The following is a 21,834-nucleotide window of genomic DNA, read 5'->3' on the forward strand; positions in this document are numbered from 1 at the left end:
GGATTTTTCAGTGGCTTAGTTTGCAATACCCATTGTTCGGAATCGAAAAACAAAAGAAATTATCAATTAACCCCTTGACTTTTATTAGCTGGTCTTATTTAAGTAGATACCTATAGAATTAAATCTATAATAGGATAAAGCTACAAAATAAAATTTTCCATTGATGATTCCTTGTTCTTTTTCTTTCGATACCTACATAATCAACCACATTTTAATTCACATAATACTCTCTTCTCAAACATTGAACTTTGTCCTACTAGTGCACTCTGACAACATACGCAGTTTTTGCCTTAGCCTTAGCCTTTGCCTTTGTCTTTGTCTTTGTCTTTGTCTTTGTCTTTGTCTAAAAGCAGCCAATAAAGTAATAGTCGCACCGACAGCTATTCCAAAATATCCATATTGCATTTACCTTTAGCACGTATTTTTCCATCGTCATATATTGAGGCCTTAAAAAGACCACTTGTTAAATTAATAACGTTATCACACTCAATAACAATAACAATTTTACCACCTTCAAATATAATAATATGAGGTGGTTATATGAACGTCATACATCGTCATTACTTTGAAGGTATTAGTGATAGAGTCTTCAATCATCAACATCGATATTCAGGTCTTAGTAGCGAATCGCCTAATAATCCTATACATGTTCATGAGATATCGGGTTGTAGTACAAAAGATAATGGTCATAGGCACTACTACAAACTAATTACAGGTCCAAGCACCGAAATTGCTGGAGGGCATTTTCATTCTTATCAAGGTTTTACGACTACGGATCAAAGACACTATCATCTACTGTCAGGCAGCACTTTGATTAATAACTTCATGCCGAGTCCTCGTCAAAAATTCACTACCGCAGAAGCCCGGCAAATTGGCGAACAACTTGGAATAGATTGGAGCAAAAACCCATTTAATGTAGAACAATTCAGAATAGGTCTAGATGTGGAATTGGAACACGGTAGAAGAGATCGGGCGACTAATGTTACAGAAGATGACTCGATTACAACAGCCAAAATAGCTTTAGCCCATTTAAATGAGTTTCCGGATTATTACACGAGGTTAACTAAACTTGAAAAAGAAGCTAAAGCATTTTGGAAAAGATAATTCTCTTAGATATATCTTAAGTCAGTTCTGCACTCTAAAAGGTGACTACCTAGTAAGTTACTACAAACTTGAACAAGCCTCTTCGAATAGTTTGAAAGACTTGCTTCCAAATGAAATGAGAAGGCCTAAATACTTATTCGAGTCAAACTTCGCCGTGTTAATTCATATTCCTTTTAAGCTTAATCATTTATTTTACTATTTCACCTTTAAATATTATAAATTCGAACTCTCAATCGCAATTTGATTGTGAGATGAATTGGGCTGCTATTTATTAAAATCTCTAGTTCACTAGGCCTTCTCAGCACTAGCACCGAAGAAAACTAAATCAATGAACAACCTATCTGCCCTCTGCACATACAAAAGGAGCATTGGTCACTGCGTCATAGCAGTTACAACAGCTCCTTTTACAGCATCTCTTAGGAGTACTCAATATTATCCTTATACCCTCATCAGGAATGACCAATGTGCAATATCTCCCCAGGAAGTTTGGGTAGACTCATATTCTTCATAAACCAAAATAAAATGGGCTTATTTTTGACACTGCGAACAAAAGACCGTTGTCCGTCCGGCAAGGCGAACCCGTTCTAATTTCTGCCCGCAAACTTTACATGGTTCCCCTCCCCGGCCATATACTTGTAAAGCCTGTTCGAAGGATCCTTTCTCTCCATTGGCATCGCGATAATCTCGAAAGGATGTCCCTTGAGCATCAATCCCCGCTTGGAGGACGTTTCGGATTGCCTGATGAAGTTCAGATATTTCCTCTTCGGTTAGGGTATCCACAGTACGGTTAGGGGAAATCCTTGCTTGAAAAAGGGATTCGTCAACATAGATATTTCCTAAGCCTGCTAAAACATGTTGATCTAACAAAGCGGCTTTTACAGAGATTTTTTTCTTACCAAATCGCTCTTTCAAAACCTGAGGAGTAAACTCCAACTCTAAGGGTTCAGGTCCAAGTTTTCCTAAAGAAGAATCACTGATGCTCCGAGAGGTGGGTATTGCTTGGATACGCCCAAATTTACGAACGTCTGAAAAATGAACTTCACCCTTGTCTAAACAGAAAACTACATGAGTATGCTTGTCAGGGGGTTGTTTTTCTGTGTAATAGTTTAAACGCCCAGTCATTCTCATATGGGCAATCAGTGTTAGATCATTATCTAATCTAATTAATAGATATTTACCCCGGCGATCTATCCTTTGAATTTGACGATCGGTGACTAGTACTTCAAATGATTGATCTTCCCAACTGATAACTGCAGATGACCAAACTAGTTTAACTTCTTTTATTTTCAAACCATTAACATGCTGGGCTAATGTCCTTCGGATTGTTTCAACCTCGGGAAGTTCGGGCATATTATTTCCTCACCCCTTATATTGAATGAAACGGCTGCATTTCGTACCAGTTAGGGCCAACCTTACATTCCACCGTCATCGGCACGGTTAAAGGATAGGCATTTTCCATTTGTTCCTTTAACATGCGGGCAACATTTTCCAGATCTTCCGGAGCTACTTGAAGCAAGAGCTCATCGTGTACTTGGAGCAGCATAGTTGCTTGAAAAGGTTTCAATCCTTCGGCTACTTTAAGCATAGCTAATTTCATGATATCCGCAGCTGTGCCCTGCACCGGGGTATTCATTGCAATCCGCTCCCCGAACTGACGTTGAACTCGGTTGGAATGCAGGAGCTCAGGAATGCGACGCAAGCGATTTAACAGGGTACGGACTTGTCCGTCTATTTTGGCCTGGGTTACTACATCCTCCAGATACCGTTTAACTCCACTATAGCGTTTAAAATACTGCTCAATATAAAACTTAGATTCTTTGCGCGGGATGCCCAAGTCCCTGGAGAGACCGAATTCAGTTAATCCATAGACCAAGCCAAAATTGACCGCCTTTGCACTTCGGCGCATATCCGAGGTTACCTCTTCCAGTGAAATTCCAAACACTTCGGCAGCAGTTCTGGTATGAACATCTTGTCGCAGGGCAAAAGATTCACAGAGTAAAGGGTCTTGGGAATAGTGGGCTAAAATCCTAAGTTCAATTTGAGAATAGTCAGCAGAGAGAAGTACCCACCCTGGTTCAGTAGGGTGAAAAACCTTTCGCAGTTGTCTTCCCTGCTCTAATCGAATTGGGATGTTCTGCAAATTGGGTTCTGTGCTCGATAAACGTCCGGTTGTTGTCACAGTTTGCTGAAAGGTGGTATGAATCCGACCTTCCTTGGCCTGAGCGAGTAATCCATTTACATAGGTAGACATTAGTTTGTTTAACTGCCGATAGTCAAGAATCTTGGCCACAACAGGGTGGGCAGTGCGAAGTTCTTCTAAGGTCTCCGCATCGGTAGAATACCCGGTTTTCGTCTTTTTGGCCGTAGGCAAGCTCAACTTTTCAAAAAGAATGGTTCCCAACTGTTTCGGAGAGTTTATGTTAAAGGTTTCCTCAGCTAACGCATAAATATCCTGCTCCAGCTGTTTTAAGGTTAGACTTATTCCGTCCCCAAAGGCTTTTAATGTTTCAGAGTCAATGGCAATTCCGTGCCGTTCCATTTGCGCAAGAACCAAACTTAAGGGTTCTTCGATTTCGTGAAGAAGACTAGTAAGTCCCAGGGTACTGATATCTTCTTCAAACTTAGGGGCAACTTGAGCTAAGGCTGCAGCTTCCTCGGCAATATTAGCGAATACATCTTGACTGGGAAAATACTCTTTAACTAAATCCAGAGGCGCAAACTTCGGTCTCGAGGATTGAATAAGGTAGGATGCCAGGCTTAGATCTAAGGCTAACCCCTTGAGTTTCACACCTTCGTTAGCAAGTAATAAGGCTACCGTCTTACTGTCTGCCAAGGTTTTAGGAATCTCATCGCTTCCCATTAATCCCAGCCATGCCTGACAAACCTTTTCCGATGCCTCTTCACGATCCAGAGTAAAGGTCTCCCCTTGGTTAGCTACTCCCCATTCCAGCCATTGTCCCCCTTGCAACCCTGTCCCCTTGTATCGACAGGCTAGGGTAAGAGGTTTCTTTTGGGATTTCCATTCGGCTATCTGAAGGAGCCAGTCTTCTTCTGACATTGCTCGTTCAGGCCAGGTTTCTAACACTGCCTCCGAGTTTTCACTAAGAAGCCCTTCATCATTATGGCGCTCATGCCATAAACGAGTTACATTTCTCAGGTCATACTTCTGCAGAACCGGCAGCACTTTAGAGGCCTGTGGCCGTCGATAAATAAAATCCTCGCTAGAAAAAGTCAAGGGAACTTCTGTCAGCATCGTAGCCAATTTCTTGCTTAGGATAGCCTGATCGGCATATTCTTTTAAATTACTCTGAACCTTTTTCCCTGACACTTTCTCGACATTCGTTAAAACATTCTCGACAGTTTCAAATTCCCAAAGTAATTTCAGGGCAGTTTTCTCTCCAATTCCCGGGACACCTGGGATATTATCTGAGGTGTCACCCATTAGACCCTTAAGATCAATAATTTGATGGGGCCGCAGTTGATAGCGTTCCCACAGAGCAGTCTCGTCGTATCGTTCAATTTCACTGATTCCCTTTTTAGTCAGAAAAATATTAGTCCTGGGGGATATGAGTTGTAGGGCATCCTTATCCCCTGTATATATTTGGATCTCCATTCCCTGAGCTTCCGCTTGTTTAGTTATAGCGGCAATTAGATCATCTGCTTCGTAGCCCGCCAACTCCAGGAGTGGGACATCCATTTCTGCTAATATCTCCTTGAGATAATCAAATTGCGGGCGCAATCCCTCAGGAGTTTCTTTGCGCTGCGCTTTGTAGCCGGCATACTGTTCAATTCGAACAGTTGCCTTCGTTTTATCGAAAGCAACCACCCAGTAATCTGGGTGCTGCTCTTGTTCAAGTTTAAAGAGCATGGTCAAAAAACCATGGAGAACATTGGTTGGTCGTCCATCCGCTGTTGTTAACGGTGGAAGTGCATAAAAAGCACGATTTGCAAGGCTATTTCCATCTAAGATAAGCATACGCGGCATCCTGAATACCCCCATTCTTTATCATTTTACTATATCATACGGAATACCTTCTAACAAACTGTGGAAACAGGACTCCCTTCCACTTATCGAATTAAGTACGCCTTGTTTACAGACTAGCTCCTATGAACAAATCCTTATATTAAGAAGTAAAGCTGGGGAAAACGTGGTAAACTTAATGTGTCCTTTGAAAGCGAAAACCCAACAACATTAAAAAACTTGAGAGGAAGTGAAATATCCTGGTTTATAGCAGCATAAATGAATGAACTACTAAGGATTACCTTAACGATTAAGTAGATATCCTCTTTCCGGTATTCTGTGCAAAACATGTGTTGGAGTTGTTTCCAATCTTATTAGGGGTTATGAGCGTTTGGATACACCAAAACAAACCTTAGTAGCTGAAGTTCTGTAGTGCTGCCACTTTATTTAGTCGGTTAAGTGAATATGCTGGATGGTTTTTAGCATATGTGACCAGGAAGATTCTAATGTCCGATAAGCAGGTTCGATTACTGATGGTTCTAACAAGTCTACTTTGGTCCGGCGCATTTATAACCGGAAAATTCTCCATTCAGGATTTTCCGCCCTATGCCCTTACTTTCTTTCGCTTCCTTTTTGCCTTACCATTTATCTTCACAATTTTGTATATCAAAGAACCGAAAAACCTCTTCCCCCGCGGCAAACAATGGCCGGCTCTTCTCCTGCTCGGATTTGTCGGCACTTTCTGCTATCATGTCTTATTTTTCACTTCTCTGAGCTATACTACCGCAATTAATTCCTCCCTGATCGGAGCCATCAATCCCATGGTTACTACCCTTTTGGCTGCGATGTTCTTCAGCGAAAGATTGACCTTCTACAGGGTATTAGGGATTTTCCTTTCTTTCAGCGGCGTCTTTCTCTTTATTACCAACGGGGATTGGCAAATAATCTCTCAATTTCAAGTAAATCATGGCGATTTTCTAATGCTGCTTGGGGTATTTTGCTTTTCGACTTATTCCCTACTTAGTCGAAGATACATGAAGCAATATAATATATCGCCTTTCATGATCACAGCTTATACCTTTTTAATATGTGTTATTATCTCGTTTCCCTTTGTTTTATGGGAAAACCCTGCTACTTATTTATCAACAGCCACTGCCAGAGGTTGGCTCTCTATTTTATACATGAGCGTATTTGCTTCAGTATTAGGTTATCTCTTCCAATCTATTGCCATTCAACGTATCGGTGCCTCTCGAACCGCCGTTTTTATTAATCTTGTACCTATCTTTACAATTATCCAGTCAGTGACAATCTTAGGGGAGTCCATTACCCTTATTAAATTAATGTGTGCAGCCATTGTTATCACAGGTGTTTATTTGGCAACACGTCCCGATACAAGAACTAATATTTTAAATTTACCTAATAAAGTTGCTTAATTAAGCTTAGATAAGAAAAATCTATGATTAACTGGAGCCTTCTCCCAATGGAGGAATCGGCTCCAAATCAAGTTAGATATAGAAAATCAGATATATTAGGATAATTTACTGGATTCCGACAGGAATCCGGTTTTTTTATTTGATCCAGACGTGTGCTTGATTAGCAATCCAACATTCAGCTTACGTTCAGCTTACGGTCAATTTATTTTCAGGAAACTGCTTTATAATTATTTCCAGTTCTGCCAACAAGCAATAGTCCCTAAATTCAAATAGACTTAGGTTTTTCAGGAGGCAATCATGAAGCTGTTGTTGTTTATAGAAGATAAAACCAATTCTTCAAAGGCACTAAACACCCGCTTAAAAAAAGAAGGTTATGTGGTTGATAGCATTCTCGATAGCGAAATCGGATTAGAAATGGCCTTGCTTGGGTCATATGATCTTATTGTCCTAGATTCGTTTCTGCCAATGATTAATGGCCTAAATTTTATTAAGGAACTTCGAGCCCATCACATAGCTGCCCCTATTTTAGTACTTCACACTAATAATGATATTAAGTTTATGATTGATTGTTTAGATGCGGGTGCCGATGATTATTTGGTAAAGCCTTTTTCTCTTGAAGTTTTCTTAGCAAGACTAAGAGCACTTTCCAGAAGAATAGACAAAGATTATATTGACAATGAGCTGATAGTAGCAGGGTTAGTTTTAAACACACTAAAGTGTAGGGTAGCGAAAGGAAATAATGTCATTAAACTAAGTGTCAAGGAAACCCTATTGCTGGAAACTCTCATGCGAAACTACGGAAATGTTGTTACCAAGGAACGTATCTTCGAGAGACTTTGGGGAGCCAATTCTGTGATAGAATTTGCCAATGTAGATCTCTACATATGCTACCTGAGAAAGAAAATTGGCGCTTCAACGATAAAAACAGTACGTAACATAGGGTATTACTTAGAACAAACAGCTGACCAGTGAAAAATGCTCAAACCTCCAACTAATCTAATGAAGGTTTGAGCATTTTTGCGAAATTATCACTGGGTTATTCCCAGCACATTCGTTCTATGTATATTTCGACTATAACCTTTGGAATGTCTTGGAAACTACGACCCTTTTATCAGTTTAAGTCAACGAAGCTAGTACTTCCTTATAAATCTCTTGGAATTGACCTGCCGGTGGTGTTTGATTGCCTTTTGACCCTTCAGTTTGGTCTTTAGGCCGCTCATTGGGTTGCCCTTGGGGCTGATTCTGATTGTCTGGACGCTTCTCCCTCGGGGTTCCTCTCTCTGGGGACGTACTTAAAAATGTCTTCTGCTCCTCAGTAAATATCGCATTAATGTCGTCGGCTTTTTGCTGAAGGAAGTCTTGACCCGGGTTTTCTGTGTCAATTAGTACCTGTAAAATCGGTTTAATGCTCTCTTTCTGATCACTCGTCAGAACCAGCTGCTCATTTGCTTGCAAACGCCGTATACTCATAGCAGCCTCTACGGCTGGGTTAGGATTAGAAGGTCGAGCACCTGGGCCAGGATTTTGCTGATTGGATGATACTTCTTTTGAGTTTGAGGCCGTATCTGAGGCAGAAGTAGATGCAGCTTGTGAACTGCAACCACTTACCCCTAAGAGGACAAGAGATAGTATTAAACCAGAGATTAACCAAGACTTTCTTGTGGTCTTTTGAACTCGATTAAGTTTTTTCATTTAAATTTTCCTCCCTATTTTTTCAAAAATCCATAAGTGCAAATTATGCATTTTCCGAAACATAATCTCTCTCCTTAACGTTATTCATCTAATCGTTAGATACCCCTTCCACAAGTGGGAGTGATTCTCTGGATTCCCCTTGGTGGAGGTACATTCCCCCGCCTCGGATTCCACCCCGCAAATTACCGCAGCACTGAAAACTTTCAAAAGAAGCATTGCTAACAAGTAGCTAAAACCAAAGGTAATTAGGATTATCCCTGCATAATTGGCCAATTGAAGAGGTTTAACAGAGAGGGAAGTCAGTCCGTCTAAAAAAGGTTTCCAGGTACGGATACCAACGTCCAGATTTAGTGCTTTCATTGATAATGCTCCTTTTCAAAGTATACTTATCGTACATGCTTGATGGATTTGTCTTACTATACCTCTCATTCCTGAATTGAGACTAAATACTACCTGAAGGTTAATTGAGTGTTTCCTGAAAATTAGCTGAAAGCGAAGAATTTGGGAGGGAATTCACTCGCAAAAGTTGCTTTAATAGGCAAAAAAATACCCCTATCTATTTAATAGGAGGGTGTCTTAACATATCTCATCACACTTAGGACTTTTCCTTTGGGTTCCTAGATTTATTTCCAGATGTTATAATATTGGTAATCTTAAGCAATATTTCCTCAAGAAGTCAATCCAGTATTAAATCAAGGGTCTATACTCAACTGCCAATTATGCACTTTGCATATCCTTCAAGTATAGGAAAAGAGGAGATTTCATGCAATCTATTCTCGTATCCGGTGGGGCGGGCTATATCGGCAGCCTTACTGTCAAAACACTTTTAGAGCAGGGTTACAAACCCGTTGTTCTCGATAATCTTGTGACCGGGCATCAGCAATCCGTCATAGGTGATGTTCCCTTTTTTTCGGGAGACATTGCCGATCCATATCTTGTTCAAAAGATTGTCGAGCAAGAACAGATCAGTGCCGTAATTCACTTTGCGGCGAGGAGCTTAGTCGGGGAATCCGCAGAGAAACCTGATCTTTATTTCGAGGAAAATACTGCTAAGACCAACCGTTTTGTAAGTACGCTCCTTAAGTCAGGGGTAAAGCGCTTAATCTTCTCCTCCACGGCAGCAACTTATGGTATTCCTGAAGAAATACCCATTCCCGAAAGTGCACCTACAATTCCCATCAACCCCTATGGCCAGTCTAAACTTATGATTGAACAATCCTTTTCTTGGCTTGAGAAAGCCTATGGCCTCCAATGGATTGCTCTGCGCTATTTCAATGCTGCCGGAGCAGCACTTGATGGTTCTTTAGGTGAGGATCATCTACCTGAAACACACCTTATTCCTCTGATTTTAAAGACTGCATTAGGGCAACGAAAAGAAATACATATCTTTGGCACTGACTATTCCACTCCCGATGGTACGTGCATTCGCGATTATATTCATGTTCTGGATTTGGCGAAGGCACATGTTTTAGCATTGGAAGCTCTGGGAAAAGGGATTGAAAGCGGAGTTTATAATGTTGGAACAGGCTCTGGCTTCAGTGTTAGAGAGGTTATCGAAACGGCCCGCCAAGTCACGGGGCGAAGAATTCCTGTGGTTGAATCTCCACGTCGGCCAGGTGATCCGGATAGACTTGTAGCAAAAGTGGAAAAGATTAAAGAACTTTTGGGATGGAGTCCACAGCATAGTACTTTAGAACAAATCATTGAGAGCGCCTGGGCTTGGCACCTGAGCCATCCCAATGGGTATGATCAATAGGAAGATATTATTCTCATAATATCCAGCTAAAAAGTTCCCTTAAATAACCAAAGGAAGCTTTCGATTAAGCTTTCCTTTGGTTATTTTCATAATATTTTTTGATATTTCCTTGATTATTGTTAACAAAGTTTTTTTGCATTCATAAACAAAAAAGAGCAAACCTTTAATCAAAAACCGGGTTATTCTTCACAAGACTGGGGGAGCCATACATAAAACACAGTTCCCTCTTCCGCCAAACTTTCTACTCTAATTCTTCCGCAATGATGCTCCACAAGAGATTTTGTAATAGCCAGACCTAATCCCGCTCCCCCATATTTTCGAGTTCTGGAGGAATCACTCCGATAAAAACGATCAAATAATTTTGGCAGATGTTCCGCTGGAATACCTGAACCATTATCTCTAACCGTCAACTCCACACCACCTGAAACCATTTCCAAAGCGATCTGGATATCCCCTTTTTCAGGATCAGTATGCTGAACCGCGTTATGAAAAAGATTCAAAATGACTTGTTTCATCTTGTCCTCATCGAAGCAACATTTTGAATGAGAAGCAAGCTTTAAAGTGACTTTTCGATTCCCAGCTAATAATCTTAACTGAGGCGCCATTCCTGTAATGATCTCGTCAAGCTCCCCTTCCGCTAATTGGATATTTGGCGAGCGATCCAGCTTTGCAAGAAGAAGCAAATCCTGAACTAACTTTTTCATCCGTTCGGATTCAGTATACATGCTGGTTAACGATCTGTGCAATTTATCAGGTTGATTCATAGCACCTCGAAGCAAAACCTCTAAAAACCCATGAATTGACGTCAAAGGCGTGCGTAGCTCATGAGATGCATCAGCAACAAAGCGCCGCATTTGTTCTTTCGCTTCTTTTTCCGCGTCAAAAGACGTTTCCAGCCTTTCGAGCATACCATTAAACGAATCTGCCAAGCGGTCAATTTCTACTTGCCCTTGGTCAACCGGTAACCGTTCAGCGAGATTCCCTGCATCGATTTGTTCCACAGTATTGACCATTTTAGACAATGGAACCAAGGTTTTTCTTAAAACAGGGATGAAGGCTAACATACCTCCGATCAAAGCAAGAAAAGAAATCAGTAAAAATGTCAGCAATTGCCGAGTTAAAATATCCCTTAAAGGTTTAGTATTTATACTTACCTGAACCACTCCAACCAATTGATCCCTCGATCTGATTGGCTGAAGAACAATCAATTGCTCATGCCCTGAAGCTTGATCAATAACCTTATAGTTTAGGTTGGGTTTTGAACGCGTGGCATCTTCATAATCTTTTTCGTCAAGTTTAGTGGGGAGTACACCATCTGCTGAAGAATCTGAGAAAACCGAAAAGTTCCCCTTCAGATCATAGAAAGCAATTGTCGAGTCCTGCAGGAAGAAAAAAGGTGACTTATTATGACCATTACCGGGAAGTTTATCACCGAATTCTTCTCCGGCCTTAATATCCGGGATTATATCGGGTAGTTCATTGATATAGTCCCCCGCTAACCTTTCCCAAACATCTGGAGGCATGGATAATACCTGGTTTTGGACACTGATTACTTTATTTTGATAGATAAATCCTTGCATAAAGATATATTGAAAAAAACCTATGATCACCAATAATCCAGCCATAAGCAATAGCGAACGGGATAAAAGTTGAAAACGAAGGGAGTTGGTTTTAGGTATAGTTATAGTTCGAGTTATTTTTTTGATAATGGCTTTCATTTTAGAGATCAACCCGATATCCAGCCCCGCGCAAGGTTCGAATTAGACGGTGCTCTTTATCGTTTAATTTTTCCCGCAAGGACCTAATATACACCTCAACAATATTTTCATCCCCTCCGAAATCATAGCCCCATACCTTGTCCAAGATCTTCGCTTTGCTTAAGACCAATCCGTGATTCAGTACTAGGAATTTCAGCAGCTCATACTCCGTGGTCGAGAGTTCGAGAACCCTTTGCTCGTACAGAATTTCTTTCCGTCGATCGTCAACCCGAAAAGCGCCTAGCTCAACCTCACCAAGGAGATTAGGGAATTGATTCCGTATTCTAGCCTGAATGCGGGCCAGCAATTCTTCAAAGCTAAAGGGTTTCATCATATAGTCATCAGCCCCAAGGGTCAGTCCCTTTACTCGGTCATCCACTTCATCCTTAGCGGTCAACATGATAATGGCCACATTTTCTGTCTTTTTCAGCATTCGACATACTTCAAAGCCATCCATCCCGGGCATCATTACATCAAGAATAATAATGTGAGGCTGGAATTGCTTAGCAAGTGTTACAGCTGCCATACCATCTTGAGCTGTTTGAACCTCAAATCCCTCCTCTTGAAGCCCCATCTCCAGAAACTGCAAAATGTTTGGTTCATCATCGACCAATAGTAGTTTGATGCCCTTTAATTTCTTCATGCTAGTAAGCTCCTTTACAACAGGTAAAGATCATTAATAATTTTACGCAAAACAGAAAGTATGACTTGGTGGGCTTATGCCTAATTATGCAATAGGAGGTTGAATCCAACCTGAGGGAAAGCTGAAAGTTTCCTGAATCCTACCGACATTTTAACTCAAGTTAATAATGGTAATTCTCGTTACCATAATAGTATAATCTACTTAACTGGAATAGCAAACTCACCCTTAATCCAACTTGGAATCTGGAATTTTGCAAGGTAAGCGGGGATTGACAGATTGGTTAATCCATTCCTAATACTTAATGTATTTTTAGTTCATCCAATCTTAAATAAGAACTTTCATAATAAACTATTAAGTTCATTTTTGACACTTTGTCGTTGTATAATAAGCGTAAAATTATTCGAGGTGTTAAAAATGTGCATAGAGTCTGACGATAAAGCAAAGATGATTAAAACATGTCAAGCTATCTTAGAATCATGTGACAAACCTTTTGTCTGGGAAGAAGAAGGTACTTATCAATATGGAAATTACAAAAAGCCTTTTAATCTTGTTCTCCCACATCAACAAATAGATCTCGAACTACATAATTTATTAGAAAAATTCTCAGGCTCCAGCTATTTGTACGATCAGATTAATGCGGTGTGTAATCTTGATGAGGAATGGGTTGAATCTGGAACTTACGGCTTAGATAGAGACTTTAGCTGTGTTTTTAGAAAATATTCCTTAAAATCAGAATATGTTGAGCAAGTAAAGACCTATTTTAGTGAACGACTTAGGGAATTGCAGTTGTGAAAAAGGTGCGTAATTGACCATGGATTTGAACAACTTTACTCGGATAGGCTATGTATTCAAGCCCTCACTGTTGACAAAATAATGGCAAGACCGTAAAGGCGTAGGCACTTTACGGTCTTGCCATTATTTTGTTATAAATACCCTAGACAAGGGTAACCCCTGCCGGACAAGGTGCATAAGATAATAAGGACTAAGCACATTATGTATCTCACCACCGGCGGTGAATTGATGACAAAATGCCTCGCCAGCCGATGGCTGTTGATTTTGCTGCCCATGGGCCGCTCTTATGGATAAATACTCGGCCCGGCACCAAATTCGGAATCGATTCCGAATTTGAGCAGAAAACCGGCGGTGATCCTCCAGAGATAATGCTTAAAATATAGTTCGCTCTTACAGTAGATAGGTGAAAGGATATTTTGATTTATTAGGATGGAGCGGCGAAAAAGAGATAGAGGTTGATCAAATGGTTGGAAAGATCCCTCTAGGTGAGTATTTGAGAACTGGTTTAAATATTTTAAATATTGAGATCTAAGATTTAATTTCGGGGCTCCCTTTCTTTTTGTAGAAAAAAGCAGCCGGTTAAAGGCTGCTCAATTATTATTTTTGATTTGCTTGGATTCCTAAGTGTTCTTTTAAAGCGTCCTGAAGAATGGATGAAAAATTAACATTTTGAGCTTCCGCCTCTTCGTTAAGCCACGAGGGAATGGATAGTGTTTTTTTCACAGCCTTTGAGTTTTTATGTCGGCGATAGGCTGTCATATCAATATCAATCATTGTGACAAACTGTCCATCATCCAAAGGGATGTTATGCGACATTGATGGGGTAGGAATTTCTTCTTTTTCATCCAAGAGATAATCTAGCCAGGTTGCTAAAGAATCACGAGCCATATAGATAGCGTTTGCAAGATCATTGCCCTGACTATTGGTTCCAGGTAAATCGGGAAATCGTATGGCATATCCATTTTCAACGGGTGTAAATATGGCAGGAAAAACATAGATCATGGGGTGTTTCCTCCTTTTTATATTATTTATCTAGATATAAATCCTTTGAATGGGGGCTTATTTCAGCCCCGCATCTTTTAGGATTTGTTTTGCTGTAACTTCGTTGATTTCTCGGTGTCTTGGGACTTGAACGGCTCGTTTGTTAGAGGCTTTATATATCGTATGATCTCCGTTATCCCTTATTTTATTGAAGCCGTTTGATTCAAGTTTCCTAATCAAGTCCCGTCGTTTCATTTGCATCACCTACCCTCCAATATAATTATAATACGTAATATACGTAATGTAAATAAAATGTACATAAAATACGTATTTATTTTAAGGGAGATTGAGTGATCGAATGAGGTATATTATTTCTTGCTTTAAGGTCGTGTTCCTGATACTGATGTGTTAATCTAAATTTGCAGATTTCTTTGGTATGACTACAGACTACCTATTGGGTAGGAGTGAGTTTAAATGTTACGGACAGGAGTATTAATTTAGAAAAAGATTATCACCAAAATTTTTAAATCGCTTCGATAATCTTACTGTGTTATACGATGATAAAAATCATTCACATTTGCATGACCTAAATTCCAAAATGGTAGCAATCGACGAAAACTATACATCAATAATTACTGACTATAAACGCTAAAATAGTGAGCCAAAAATAAAGGAAACGCCAGGAAAAAAGTGAGCCACTTCTATAAAAAACCTTGTATAGTTCAGTAGAGAGAAAAGCTGACATACAGGGGTTCCGACTGCATTGCCTTTTCAAATAAGTCATTTAGCAGAATAAGATATCTATTTTTTTCTTCTTTTCTATCCACTAATTAACACCACCAACGAATAAATTATTGTCATACTATGTGGCAAGTTCTCGTGCGAATTTATATAACTATGGATTATCGACATGTGTCACAGACCCATCTATTGCATAGGGTTATACGACACATGTCGTTTATACCCCTATGCGCAAATTTCGTTTAAAAACATTAGGGGTTATCTGCGAAGCCTTTGGAACATCATCATATTTTTATACAAAATATCAAGTTACCCTAATCATCTCATAATTCTTGCGAAACAAGGGGAAACCTGTCTCAAAATCCAAAAAAGCCCTCTCTCCATTTAGGAGAGGGCTTCAACATGTAACCTAGCATCCACAAGATAACCATTTCTCTTTAAAATTTAAAATCTGTCCAAAGCAATACTCAATACTTCAAAACACAAAACACAAAACAAAAAAGGCCCGAAGGCCTTGAATTTACTGTGGTGGGCGAGGGGGGACTTGAACCCCCACATACTCACATATATCGGATTTTGAGACCGACGCGTCTGCCATTCCGCCACTCGCCCACTATGAATTTTGTCACACAAATCGTGGCGACTTAGATATAATAACACTAAACCAGAGACTTAGTCAAGCTTTTTTGTTGAATTTATCTCAGCAGATTCTCGAAACATTCCAATCTTCCTTAACTTCTGATAGCGGGTTTCACGAATTACTTCCGGACTTTCTGAACGTAGTCTAACCAGATACTTGGAAATCACCTCTGACAATTCATCAGCTGTTTGGTGAAGGTTATTATGGGCTCCCCCTTGAGGCTCCCGAACTAATTCATCAGCAACTCCTAATCTTAACAGATCCTTAGCCGTGAATTTCAAAGCTGCGGCAGCTTCCTTCGCCTTTGTTGTATCTTTCCAGAGTATCGAGGCACAGCTTTCCGGAGCAATAACAGAATAAAAGGAGTTCTCAAGCATTAAAAGCACATTGCAAACTCCCAGAGCGAGTGCTCCGCCACTTCCACCTTCACCGATAACCGTACTGATCACAGGCACATGATACCCTGACATTGCCAGCAAGCATCGGGCAATAGCTTCTCCCTGCCCACGTTCTTCAGCACCCAAGTCACAGGCAGCTCCAGGTGTATCTATAAAGGTTAAAATTGGGCGCCCAAACTTTTCGGCTTGATCCATCAGACGTATCGCTTTGCGATACCCCTCAGGATGTGGCATCCCGAAATTACGCTTAATATTTTCCTTGGTATCCTTACCCTTAACTTGGGCAACCACTGTCACCGGAACACCATGGAAAAGTGCAATTCCCCCCGCAATTGAATGGTCATCAGCAAACAGACGATCCCCTTTAAGCTCTATGAAATCTTCAAACAGCAAGGGGGCATAGTCATAGAAATTCGGCCGCTCGGAATGTCTGGCTATTTGCACTTTTTGCCAAGGCTCCAGGTTCCCGTAGATTTCCTTCTTCAATAAAAGAACTCTTTTTTCTAGGGTGTCCACTTCCTGGGAAAGGTCAATGCCCTTATCCGCAGAAAACTTCTGGAGCTCAGAAATTCTATGTTCTAATTCCGCTATAGGTTTTTCAAATTCAAATAGTTGAGCCATATTCAGCCCCTTCCTGATGGTACCGCAGTATACGTGCTAACTCCGGACGCATCTGAGTGCGGGCCACGATAAGATCAATTAAACCATGTTCCTGGTTAAACTCGGCGGTCTGCGCCCCGGTGGGGAGCTCCTGCCTCATGGTTTGTTTGATGATACGTGGTCCTGTAAATCCAATCAAAGCATTAGGTTCTGAAATAATAATATCTCCTAATGAAGCATAGCTGGCTGTCACTCCACCAAAGGTAGGATCCGTAAGAACGGAAATATATAATAAATGGTTCTCCGCTAACTTTCCTAAAGCTGCACTCGTCTTGGCCATCTGATATAGAGAAAGAATTCCTTCTTGCATCCGAGCGCCACCTGACGTAGAAAAAATAACCACCGGCAATCTCAATTCAATGGCGCGTTCAATAGCCCGAGCAATTTTTTCTCCAACGACAGAACCCATGCTGCCCATCATAAAACCCGCTTCATTAATAGCCACTACAAAGGGAATACCCTCAATCCGAGCTCGCCCGGTAACTACTCCTTCTAAGACACCGGATTTTTCCTGTGCCTCTAAAAGCTTTTCTTCGTATCCGGGAAACTCTAAGGAATCCAAGGGGCTCAAGTCAGAATCCCACTCTTCAAAGCTATTTTCATCGACTAATAATGCAAGACGCCCTTGAGCAGAAATTCTAAAATGGTGTTCGCAGGTCGTGCATACTCGTCCATTTTCATCAAGATTCTTATTGAAGAGAACTTCCCCACACTTTGGGCATTTAACCCAAAGGCCATCAGGAAGTTCTTTCTTACTAACAATTGCTGCCTCTTCCTGCCGAGGTACCTCAGAACTTCGATTTTGCTTCTGATTAGAATTGATAGTAACATACTTTGTCTTCCTGAATATATCTTTAAACATAGTTAGCTCCCCATTGCGCCAGTTATAATTTCATGGGCCTCTTCTGCTTCAGATTCTGGGACAAGAATTTCGACTGATGCATGCTCACCCAGGTGTGTTGATCCGATTGCACGAAGCTGGACAAGCATACCTTCGTCCGTGAGGATTTTTTTATACTTCTCGGCAATTAATTTATTGGGAGCAATATAAATAACAGTCCACATTTTTTGCAAATCCCCCTTTTTAAATCGATTTATGATACCACAGCCCTACTAAATGTGCAACAAAGGGGTTTAATCCACCTTCTTGGAGCTCGCTGCCAAACTGGCATACTTGGCAATCAGCGCCTTTTCTACATGCACAGGTACAAAGTCCGAAACTCCGGCATGTAATTTGGCAGCCCACTTGATTGCACTAGAACTGATAAATGAGTTTTCACTTTGGGTCATCAGAAATATAGTTTCAATGTCCGGGGCAATCTTTTTGTTCATTAAGGCCAGTTGAAATTCATATTCAAAATCGGATAAGGCGCGTAGTCCTCTGATTATAGCAATTGCTCCACATTGGCGAGCGAATTCAACTGTTAACCCTTCAAAAACTCGAACATTTACATTAGGCATGTCTTTGGTTGCTTCAATAAGCAAATCCAGTCTCTCCTCAGGCAGAAATAATGGAGTCTTATTACTATCTGAAGCAATGGCAATAATTAAACCGTCAAATAACTCTTTTGCTCGATCTAAGATATCGAGATGACCTTTAGTCACCGGGTCAAATGTTCCGGGATATATAGCAATTCTCACTTTTACACCTTCTTAATTTGGATGTTTTGTTGGTTTTCGCCTTAAAGACTTAGATTCCTGCAAGTGAGTAGCCATTAAGCAAAATTTTTAGCTTGTCTCCAAACCACATTGCACTTGTCCATCACTTCACAAAGTTCTTTTGTTAACTCATCCCTATCGTCAACCCAAAAACTCTGTTTCCCTTCAAGTACTTTTTTGCTATCCTCAAAATAGAAGTAGACGGGTTGACTCCCCGGAAAACGTTGTAAAACACTTAACACTGTTTCCATTAAGTCACTGTTTTGATTTGAAAACCTCAGATAAAGACGTTTGGGTTTTTCTGAGACTTGAGCTACTGCCGCTAATTCTTGCTTAGGAACCTGAACTGAGCTGGGTTTCAAGTCTTCTAATTTCGTAATTTTCTCAGCGAAAATCTTTTTTTCTTCATCCCTGATGTTGTACCGTCCCACTACAACAACTACATCATCATTACTAATAGAGGGAGCTTGGGCATACACCCTAGGAAACACTAAAACCTCAATTCCGCTCGTCAAATCTTCCAAAACGAAACTGCCCATCATCTCCCCCTTTTTCGTAATGTTCTGACGAAACCCGGTTACCAATCCTCCCAGGGCCACCTTCTTCTCTTCCTCCCCCTCCAGACAAGTCAAAATATCGGAAGACATATAATCTTTCAGCAACGGCAAGACAGATGACAGAGGATGTCCACTTAAATAAAGGCCCAGATACTCCTTCTCCATGTCTAAAATCTCCCGTTCCTTGAAGTCGGGAATCTGAGGTAAAACAGTACCTTCATCCATGTCTTCATCTAAATCAAAAAGAGAAAATTGCCCTGAAAGCCGGTCTTTCTGGCGTCGAGAAGTTGTCTCTAATACTTGATCTATAACGGCCAGAGCCTGCGCCCGTGTACAAATTGATCCAAAGGCACCTGAGCGAACTAAGCTCTCCATAACTCGGCGATTCAAAACCTTTTGGTCAACACGCAGGCAAAAATCATCCAGAGATTTGAACTTCCCCTCTTGCCTTGCTTCTAAAATTTTTTCTACAACGTTGACACCAACATTACGAATGGCCCCTAAACCAAAGCGAATCGCTTGTTCTTCTATCGAAAATCCTACCTGGCTATATTGAACATCAGGAGGAAGTACCTGTATTCCGCTGCTGCGAGCATCTTGAATGTAAAAGGATATTTTATCTGAAGAACCCATCACAGTGCTTAAGAGCGCTGCCATGAATTCTAATGGATAATTAGCTTTTAAATAAGCAGTTTGATAGGAAATAACTGCATATGCTGTTGCATGCCCTTTATTAAAGCCGTATTCCGCAAATTTTGCCATTAAGTCAAATATTTCTTCAGCATCTTCGAGGGTCAAGCCCAATCTCAAAGCTCCCGGAATAATCCATTCTCCACTGCTATCCTGCAAGCCATAGATAAAGTTCTGCCGCTCTTCTGCCATGATTTCTTTCTTCTTTTTACCCATCGCTCGACGGAGCAGATCCGCTCTTCCCAGAGAGTACCCTCCTAGATCTCGAGCAATCTGCATGACTTGTTCTTGATAAACGATAATACCATAGGTCGATTTAAGAATTGGCTCCAGTTTTGGATGCAGATAAGTAATGTTCCCTCCACGTTTCCTGCGGATAAATTCCGGGATCTGTTCCATAGGGCCGGGACGATATAAAGCCACGACGGCAATAATATCCTCAAAGGATGTTGGCTTAAGGTCCTTGAGGATGGCACGCATTCCGCCGCTCTCCAGCTGAAAAATTCCGGTACTGTTTCCGGATGCTAGTAACTCATAGGTTTTTGAATCATCCAAGGCTAAAGTTACTAAATCTAGCTTTAAACCATGGGTTTCTTCAATACGGCGGACAGCCTCTTGCAAAATCGTTAGATTTCTCAATCCCAAAAAGTCCATTTTTAGAAGGCCGATTTCCTCGACAGCCTTCATGGGAAACTGGGTCATGACAAAATCTTCAGAGGTCCTCTGGAGAGGGAGATAATTTGTCAGGGGGTCTTTAGCGATCACGACTCCTGCCGCATGGGTAGAAGCATGACGAGTCATTCCTTCAAGTGATTTGGCAAGAGTATAGAGTCTTTTAATTTCTTCATCCTCATCGACCATACGGGCCAAATCCGGGGACACCTCTAAAGCTTTTTCCAAGGTCATTCCGAGATCTGAAGGTATTGCTTTAGCAACTTTATCAACTCGAAATAAGGGGATAGCCAAAACTCGTCCCCCATCTCGGATAGCCGCCTTAGCACCCATGGTTCCGAAGGTGATAATCTGGCAAACCTTATCAGAGCCATACTTTTCTGTGACATAACGAATGACACGCTCTCGACCCTCCGGGTCAAAATCTATATCAATATCCGGCATAGAAATACGTTCGGGATTCAAGAAACGTTCGAAAAGGAGATCAAAGCGCAAGGGCTCGACTGAGGTTATGCCTAACAGATAAGCCACCATACTTGCCGCCGCTGATCCTCTTCCCGGACCAACCACAACTCCGTTCTCCCGGGCAAATCGACAAAAATCAGCCACAATTAAAAAATATCCTGAAAAACCCGTCTGAAAAATGACCTTTAGTTCGTAATCTAACCTCTGACATTCTAATTCAGTCATTTGAGGATAAAATCGCGGAAAGGCCTTACGGCATTCTGCCTCCAGATAATTATCTAAGGTATACCCTGGGGGAACCTCAAACACCGGTAAATAATTCTCCCCAAACTGAAAATTCATCTGACAACGTTCAGCGATCATAGATGTATTGCTCAAAAGTTCCGGATGTTCCCCAAAGAGGAGAGACATCTCTTGCTCAGATTTCAAAAAAAACTCTTGACTGGAAAAACGCAGGCGGGCTGTATCCTCCAAAGTTTTTCCGGTCTGGATACAGAGCAAAGCGTCTTGAACGAAGGCATCTTCACGATTAACGTAATGTACATCATTGGTAGCCACCATTGGAATTCCTGTACTCTCGTGCACCCGCCACATTCCTTGATTAACTTTGCGCTGCTCTTCTAAGCCATGATCTTGCAGTTCCAGAAAAAAGTTACCTTTTCCAAATATCTCCTCATACTCCCGAGCGGTTTTGATTGCCGTTTCCAGTTGGTCATGAACTAAGTAATCGGAAACTTCTCCGGCCAAACAAGCACTAAGAGCAATTATTCCCTGGGCATGTTTGCGAAGAATTTCCTTATCTACCCTAGGCTTATAATAGAAACCTTCAATATGAGCCATGGAAACTAATTTTATTAAGTTTCGATACCCTTGCTCAGTTTCAGCTAACAAGACCAAGTGATAATTTGAGTCGTCCTTCCCCTGTACTTTATCCGTTCTCTTATTTGGTGCGACGTAAACCTCACAGCCAATAATCGGTTTAATTCCCGCTTGTTTACAAGCCTTATAAAAGTCAATAACTCCATACATAACTCCATGATCAGTGATAGCCAAAGCCGACATTTTCAGTTCCACGGCACGCTGAACTAAATTTTTAATTCGTGCTGCCCCGTCTAGCAGGCTAAATTCTGTATGATTATGCAGGTGTACAAAGCCATGCATATTATGAGCTACTTGAGCCCTCATAAGGATCCCACCTACCTTCCTTAGAAAGCCCCCTCAATCCAGTGGACG

At 41.1% G+C, this 21,834-nt stretch carries 20 protein-coding genes and 1 tRNA gene; 7 read left to right on the forward strand and 14 right to left on the reverse strand.

All coding sequences use genetic code 11. The annotated features are described in order from the left end of the window. The first annotated feature begins 540 nt into the window (after positions 1-540). A complete protein-coding gene (locus BLS16_RS19955) occupies positions 541-1,104 on the forward strand; it encodes a DUF5661 family protein (protein WP_092335410.1) in 564 nt (187 codons plus the stop codon). A 528-nt stretch (positions 1,105-1,632) separates the two neighbouring features. On the opposite strand, the gene mutM is transcribed toward BLS16_RS19955, so the two are convergent. Both mutM and polA read right to left on the reverse strand, forming a co-directional pair. Continuing rightward, complete coding sequence (gene mutM, locus BLS16_RS19960; protein WP_092335411.1) at positions 1,633-2,454, reverse strand: bifunctional DNA-formamidopyrimidine glycosylase/DNA-(apurinic or apyrimidinic site) lyase; 822 nt, start codon at positions 2,452-2,454, stop codon at positions 1,633-1,635. 16 nt (positions 2,455-2,470) lie between these two features. Then, on the reverse strand, positions 2,471-5,089 hold the full coding sequence (gene polA / locus BLS16_RS19965) for a DNA polymerase I (protein WP_092335412.1): 2,619 nt from the start codon (positions 5,087-5,089) through the stop codon (positions 2,471-2,473). A gap of 482 nt (positions 5,090-5,571) precedes the next feature. On the opposite strand from polA, the gene BLS16_RS19970 reads away from it, so the two are divergent. Beyond that, positions 5,572-6,498 (forward strand): DMT family transporter, encoded by a 927-nt coding sequence (locus BLS16_RS19970; RefSeq protein ID WP_092335413.1) that lies wholly within the window; start codon positions 5,572-5,574, stop codon positions 6,496-6,498. Between the two features lie 297 nt (positions 6,499-6,795). Beyond that, positions 6,796-7,470, forward strand: a complete 675-nt coding sequence (locus tag BLS16_RS19975; RefSeq protein WP_092335414.1) for a response regulator transcription factor — start codon at positions 6,796-6,798, stop codon at positions 7,468-7,470. A gap of 144 nt (positions 7,471-7,614) precedes the next feature. On the opposite strand, the gene BLS16_RS19980 is transcribed toward BLS16_RS19975, so the two are convergent. Continuing rightward, positions 7,615-8,190 carry a hypothetical protein gene (locus BLS16_RS19980; RefSeq protein ID WP_092335415.1) on the reverse strand — a complete coding sequence of 192 codons (576 nt, stop codon included), beginning with the start codon at positions 8,188-8,190 and terminating at the stop codon, positions 7,615-7,617. Positions 8,191-8,274: 84 nt separating this feature from the next. Continuing rightward, a complete protein-coding gene (locus BLS16_RS19985) occupies positions 8,275-8,550 on the reverse strand; it encodes a hypothetical protein (protein WP_092335416.1) in 276 nt (91 codons plus the stop codon). Between the two features lie 403 nt (positions 8,551-8,953). Here BLS16_RS19985 and galE point away from each other — a divergent pair, with 403 nt between their 5' ends. After that, positions 8,954-9,946, forward strand: a complete 993-nt coding sequence (gene galE / locus BLS16_RS19990) for a UDP-glucose 4-epimerase GalE (protein WP_092335417.1) — start codon at positions 8,954-8,956, stop codon at positions 9,944-9,946. A gap of 179 nt (positions 9,947-10,125) precedes the next feature. Here galE and BLS16_RS19995 read toward each other — a convergent pair whose 3' ends face one another. Both BLS16_RS19995 and BLS16_RS20000 read right to left on the reverse strand, forming a co-directional pair. Continuing rightward, the gene (locus BLS16_RS19995) at positions 10,126-11,664 is read right to left on the reverse strand and encodes a sensor histidine kinase (protein ID WP_092335418.1); all 1,539 of its coding nucleotides are present in this window, start codon (positions 11,662-11,664) and stop codon (positions 10,126-10,128) included. 1 nt (position 11,665) lies between these two features. After that, positions 11,666-12,346, reverse strand: a complete 681-nt coding sequence (locus BLS16_RS20000; protein WP_092335419.1) for a response regulator transcription factor — start codon at positions 12,344-12,346, stop codon at positions 11,666-11,668. A 414-nt stretch (positions 12,347-12,760) separates the two neighbouring features. On the opposite strand from BLS16_RS20000, the gene BLS16_RS20005 reads away from it, so the two are divergent. From BLS16_RS20005 to BLS16_RS24720, 3 genes are all read left to right on the forward strand, one after another. Beyond that, positions 12,761-13,138 carry a nitrite reductase gene (locus BLS16_RS20005; protein WP_092335420.1) on the forward strand — a complete coding sequence of 126 codons (378 nt, stop codon included), beginning with the start codon at positions 12,761-12,763 and terminating at the stop codon, positions 13,136-13,138. A gap of 251 nt (positions 13,139-13,389) precedes the next feature. Continuing rightward, positions 13,390-13,521: a hypothetical protein gene (locus tag BLS16_RS24715; protein ID WP_282433777.1), complete on the forward strand. Its 132-nt coding sequence runs from the start codon at positions 13,390-13,392 to the stop codon at positions 13,519-13,521. Positions 13,522-13,541: 20 nt separating this feature from the next. Beyond that, complete coding sequence (locus BLS16_RS24720) at positions 13,542-13,670, forward strand: hypothetical protein (RefSeq protein WP_282433778.1); 129 nt, start codon at positions 13,542-13,544, stop codon at positions 13,668-13,670. A 65-nt stretch (positions 13,671-13,735) separates the two neighbouring features. Here the strand turns inward: BLS16_RS24720 and BLS16_RS20010 are convergent, their stop codons facing one another. The 8 genes from BLS16_RS20010 to BLS16_RS20045 all read right to left on the reverse strand — a co-directional run bounded on the left by BLS16_RS20010 (position 13,736) and on the right by BLS16_RS20045 (position 21,786). Then, positions 13,736-14,140, reverse strand: coding sequence for a type II toxin-antitoxin system HicB family antitoxin (locus tag BLS16_RS20010; protein ID WP_092335421.1), 405 nt, complete (start codon positions 14,138-14,140; stop codon positions 13,736-13,738). A gap of 57 nt (positions 14,141-14,197) precedes the next feature. Then, positions 14,198-14,380, reverse strand: coding sequence for a type II toxin-antitoxin system HicA family toxin (locus BLS16_RS20015; protein ID WP_345788546.1), 183 nt, complete (start codon positions 14,378-14,380; stop codon positions 14,198-14,200). 1,006 nt (positions 14,381-15,386) lie between these two features. Further along, a tRNA-Leu gene (locus BLS16_RS20020) sits at positions 15,387-15,472 on the reverse strand. A gap of 60 nt (positions 15,473-15,532) precedes the next feature. Continuing rightward, positions 15,533-16,519 carry an acetyl-CoA carboxylase carboxyltransferase subunit alpha gene (locus BLS16_RS20025; protein WP_092335422.1) on the reverse strand — a complete coding sequence of 329 codons (987 nt, stop codon included), beginning with the start codon at positions 16,517-16,519 and terminating at the stop codon, positions 15,533-15,535. Continuing rightward, entirely contained in the window at positions 16,503-17,420 is a 918-nt protein-coding gene (gene accD, locus BLS16_RS20030; protein ID WP_092335423.1) for an acetyl-CoA carboxylase, carboxyltransferase subunit beta, read from the reverse strand. Before accD ends, BLS16_RS20025 begins: the two co-directional genes overlap by 17 nt. 2 nt (positions 17,421-17,422) lie before the next feature. Beyond that, positions 17,423-17,623 carry a glutamate decarboxylase gene (locus tag BLS16_RS20035; RefSeq protein ID WP_092335424.1) on the reverse strand — a complete coding sequence of 67 codons (201 nt, stop codon included), beginning with the start codon at positions 17,621-17,623 and terminating at the stop codon, positions 17,423-17,425. A 69-nt stretch (positions 17,624-17,692) separates the two neighbouring features. Then, entirely contained in the window at positions 17,693-18,199 is a 507-nt protein-coding gene (gene coaD / locus BLS16_RS20040) for a pantetheine-phosphate adenylyltransferase (RefSeq protein ID WP_092335425.1), read from the reverse strand. A gap of 74 nt (positions 18,200-18,273) precedes the next feature. Continuing rightward, positions 18,274-21,786: a DNA polymerase III subunit alpha gene (locus BLS16_RS20045; protein WP_176786244.1), complete on the reverse strand. Its 3,513-nt coding sequence runs from the start codon at positions 21,784-21,786 to the stop codon at positions 18,274-18,276. Between the last annotated feature and the right edge of the window lie 48 nt (positions 21,787-21,834).

Origin of the sequence: Desulfosporosinus hippei DSM 8344 (assembly GCF_900100785.1) — a bacterium.
GTDB lineage: Bacteria > Bacillota > Desulfitobacteriia > Desulfitobacteriales > Desulfitobacteriaceae > Desulfosporosinus > Desulfosporosinus hippei.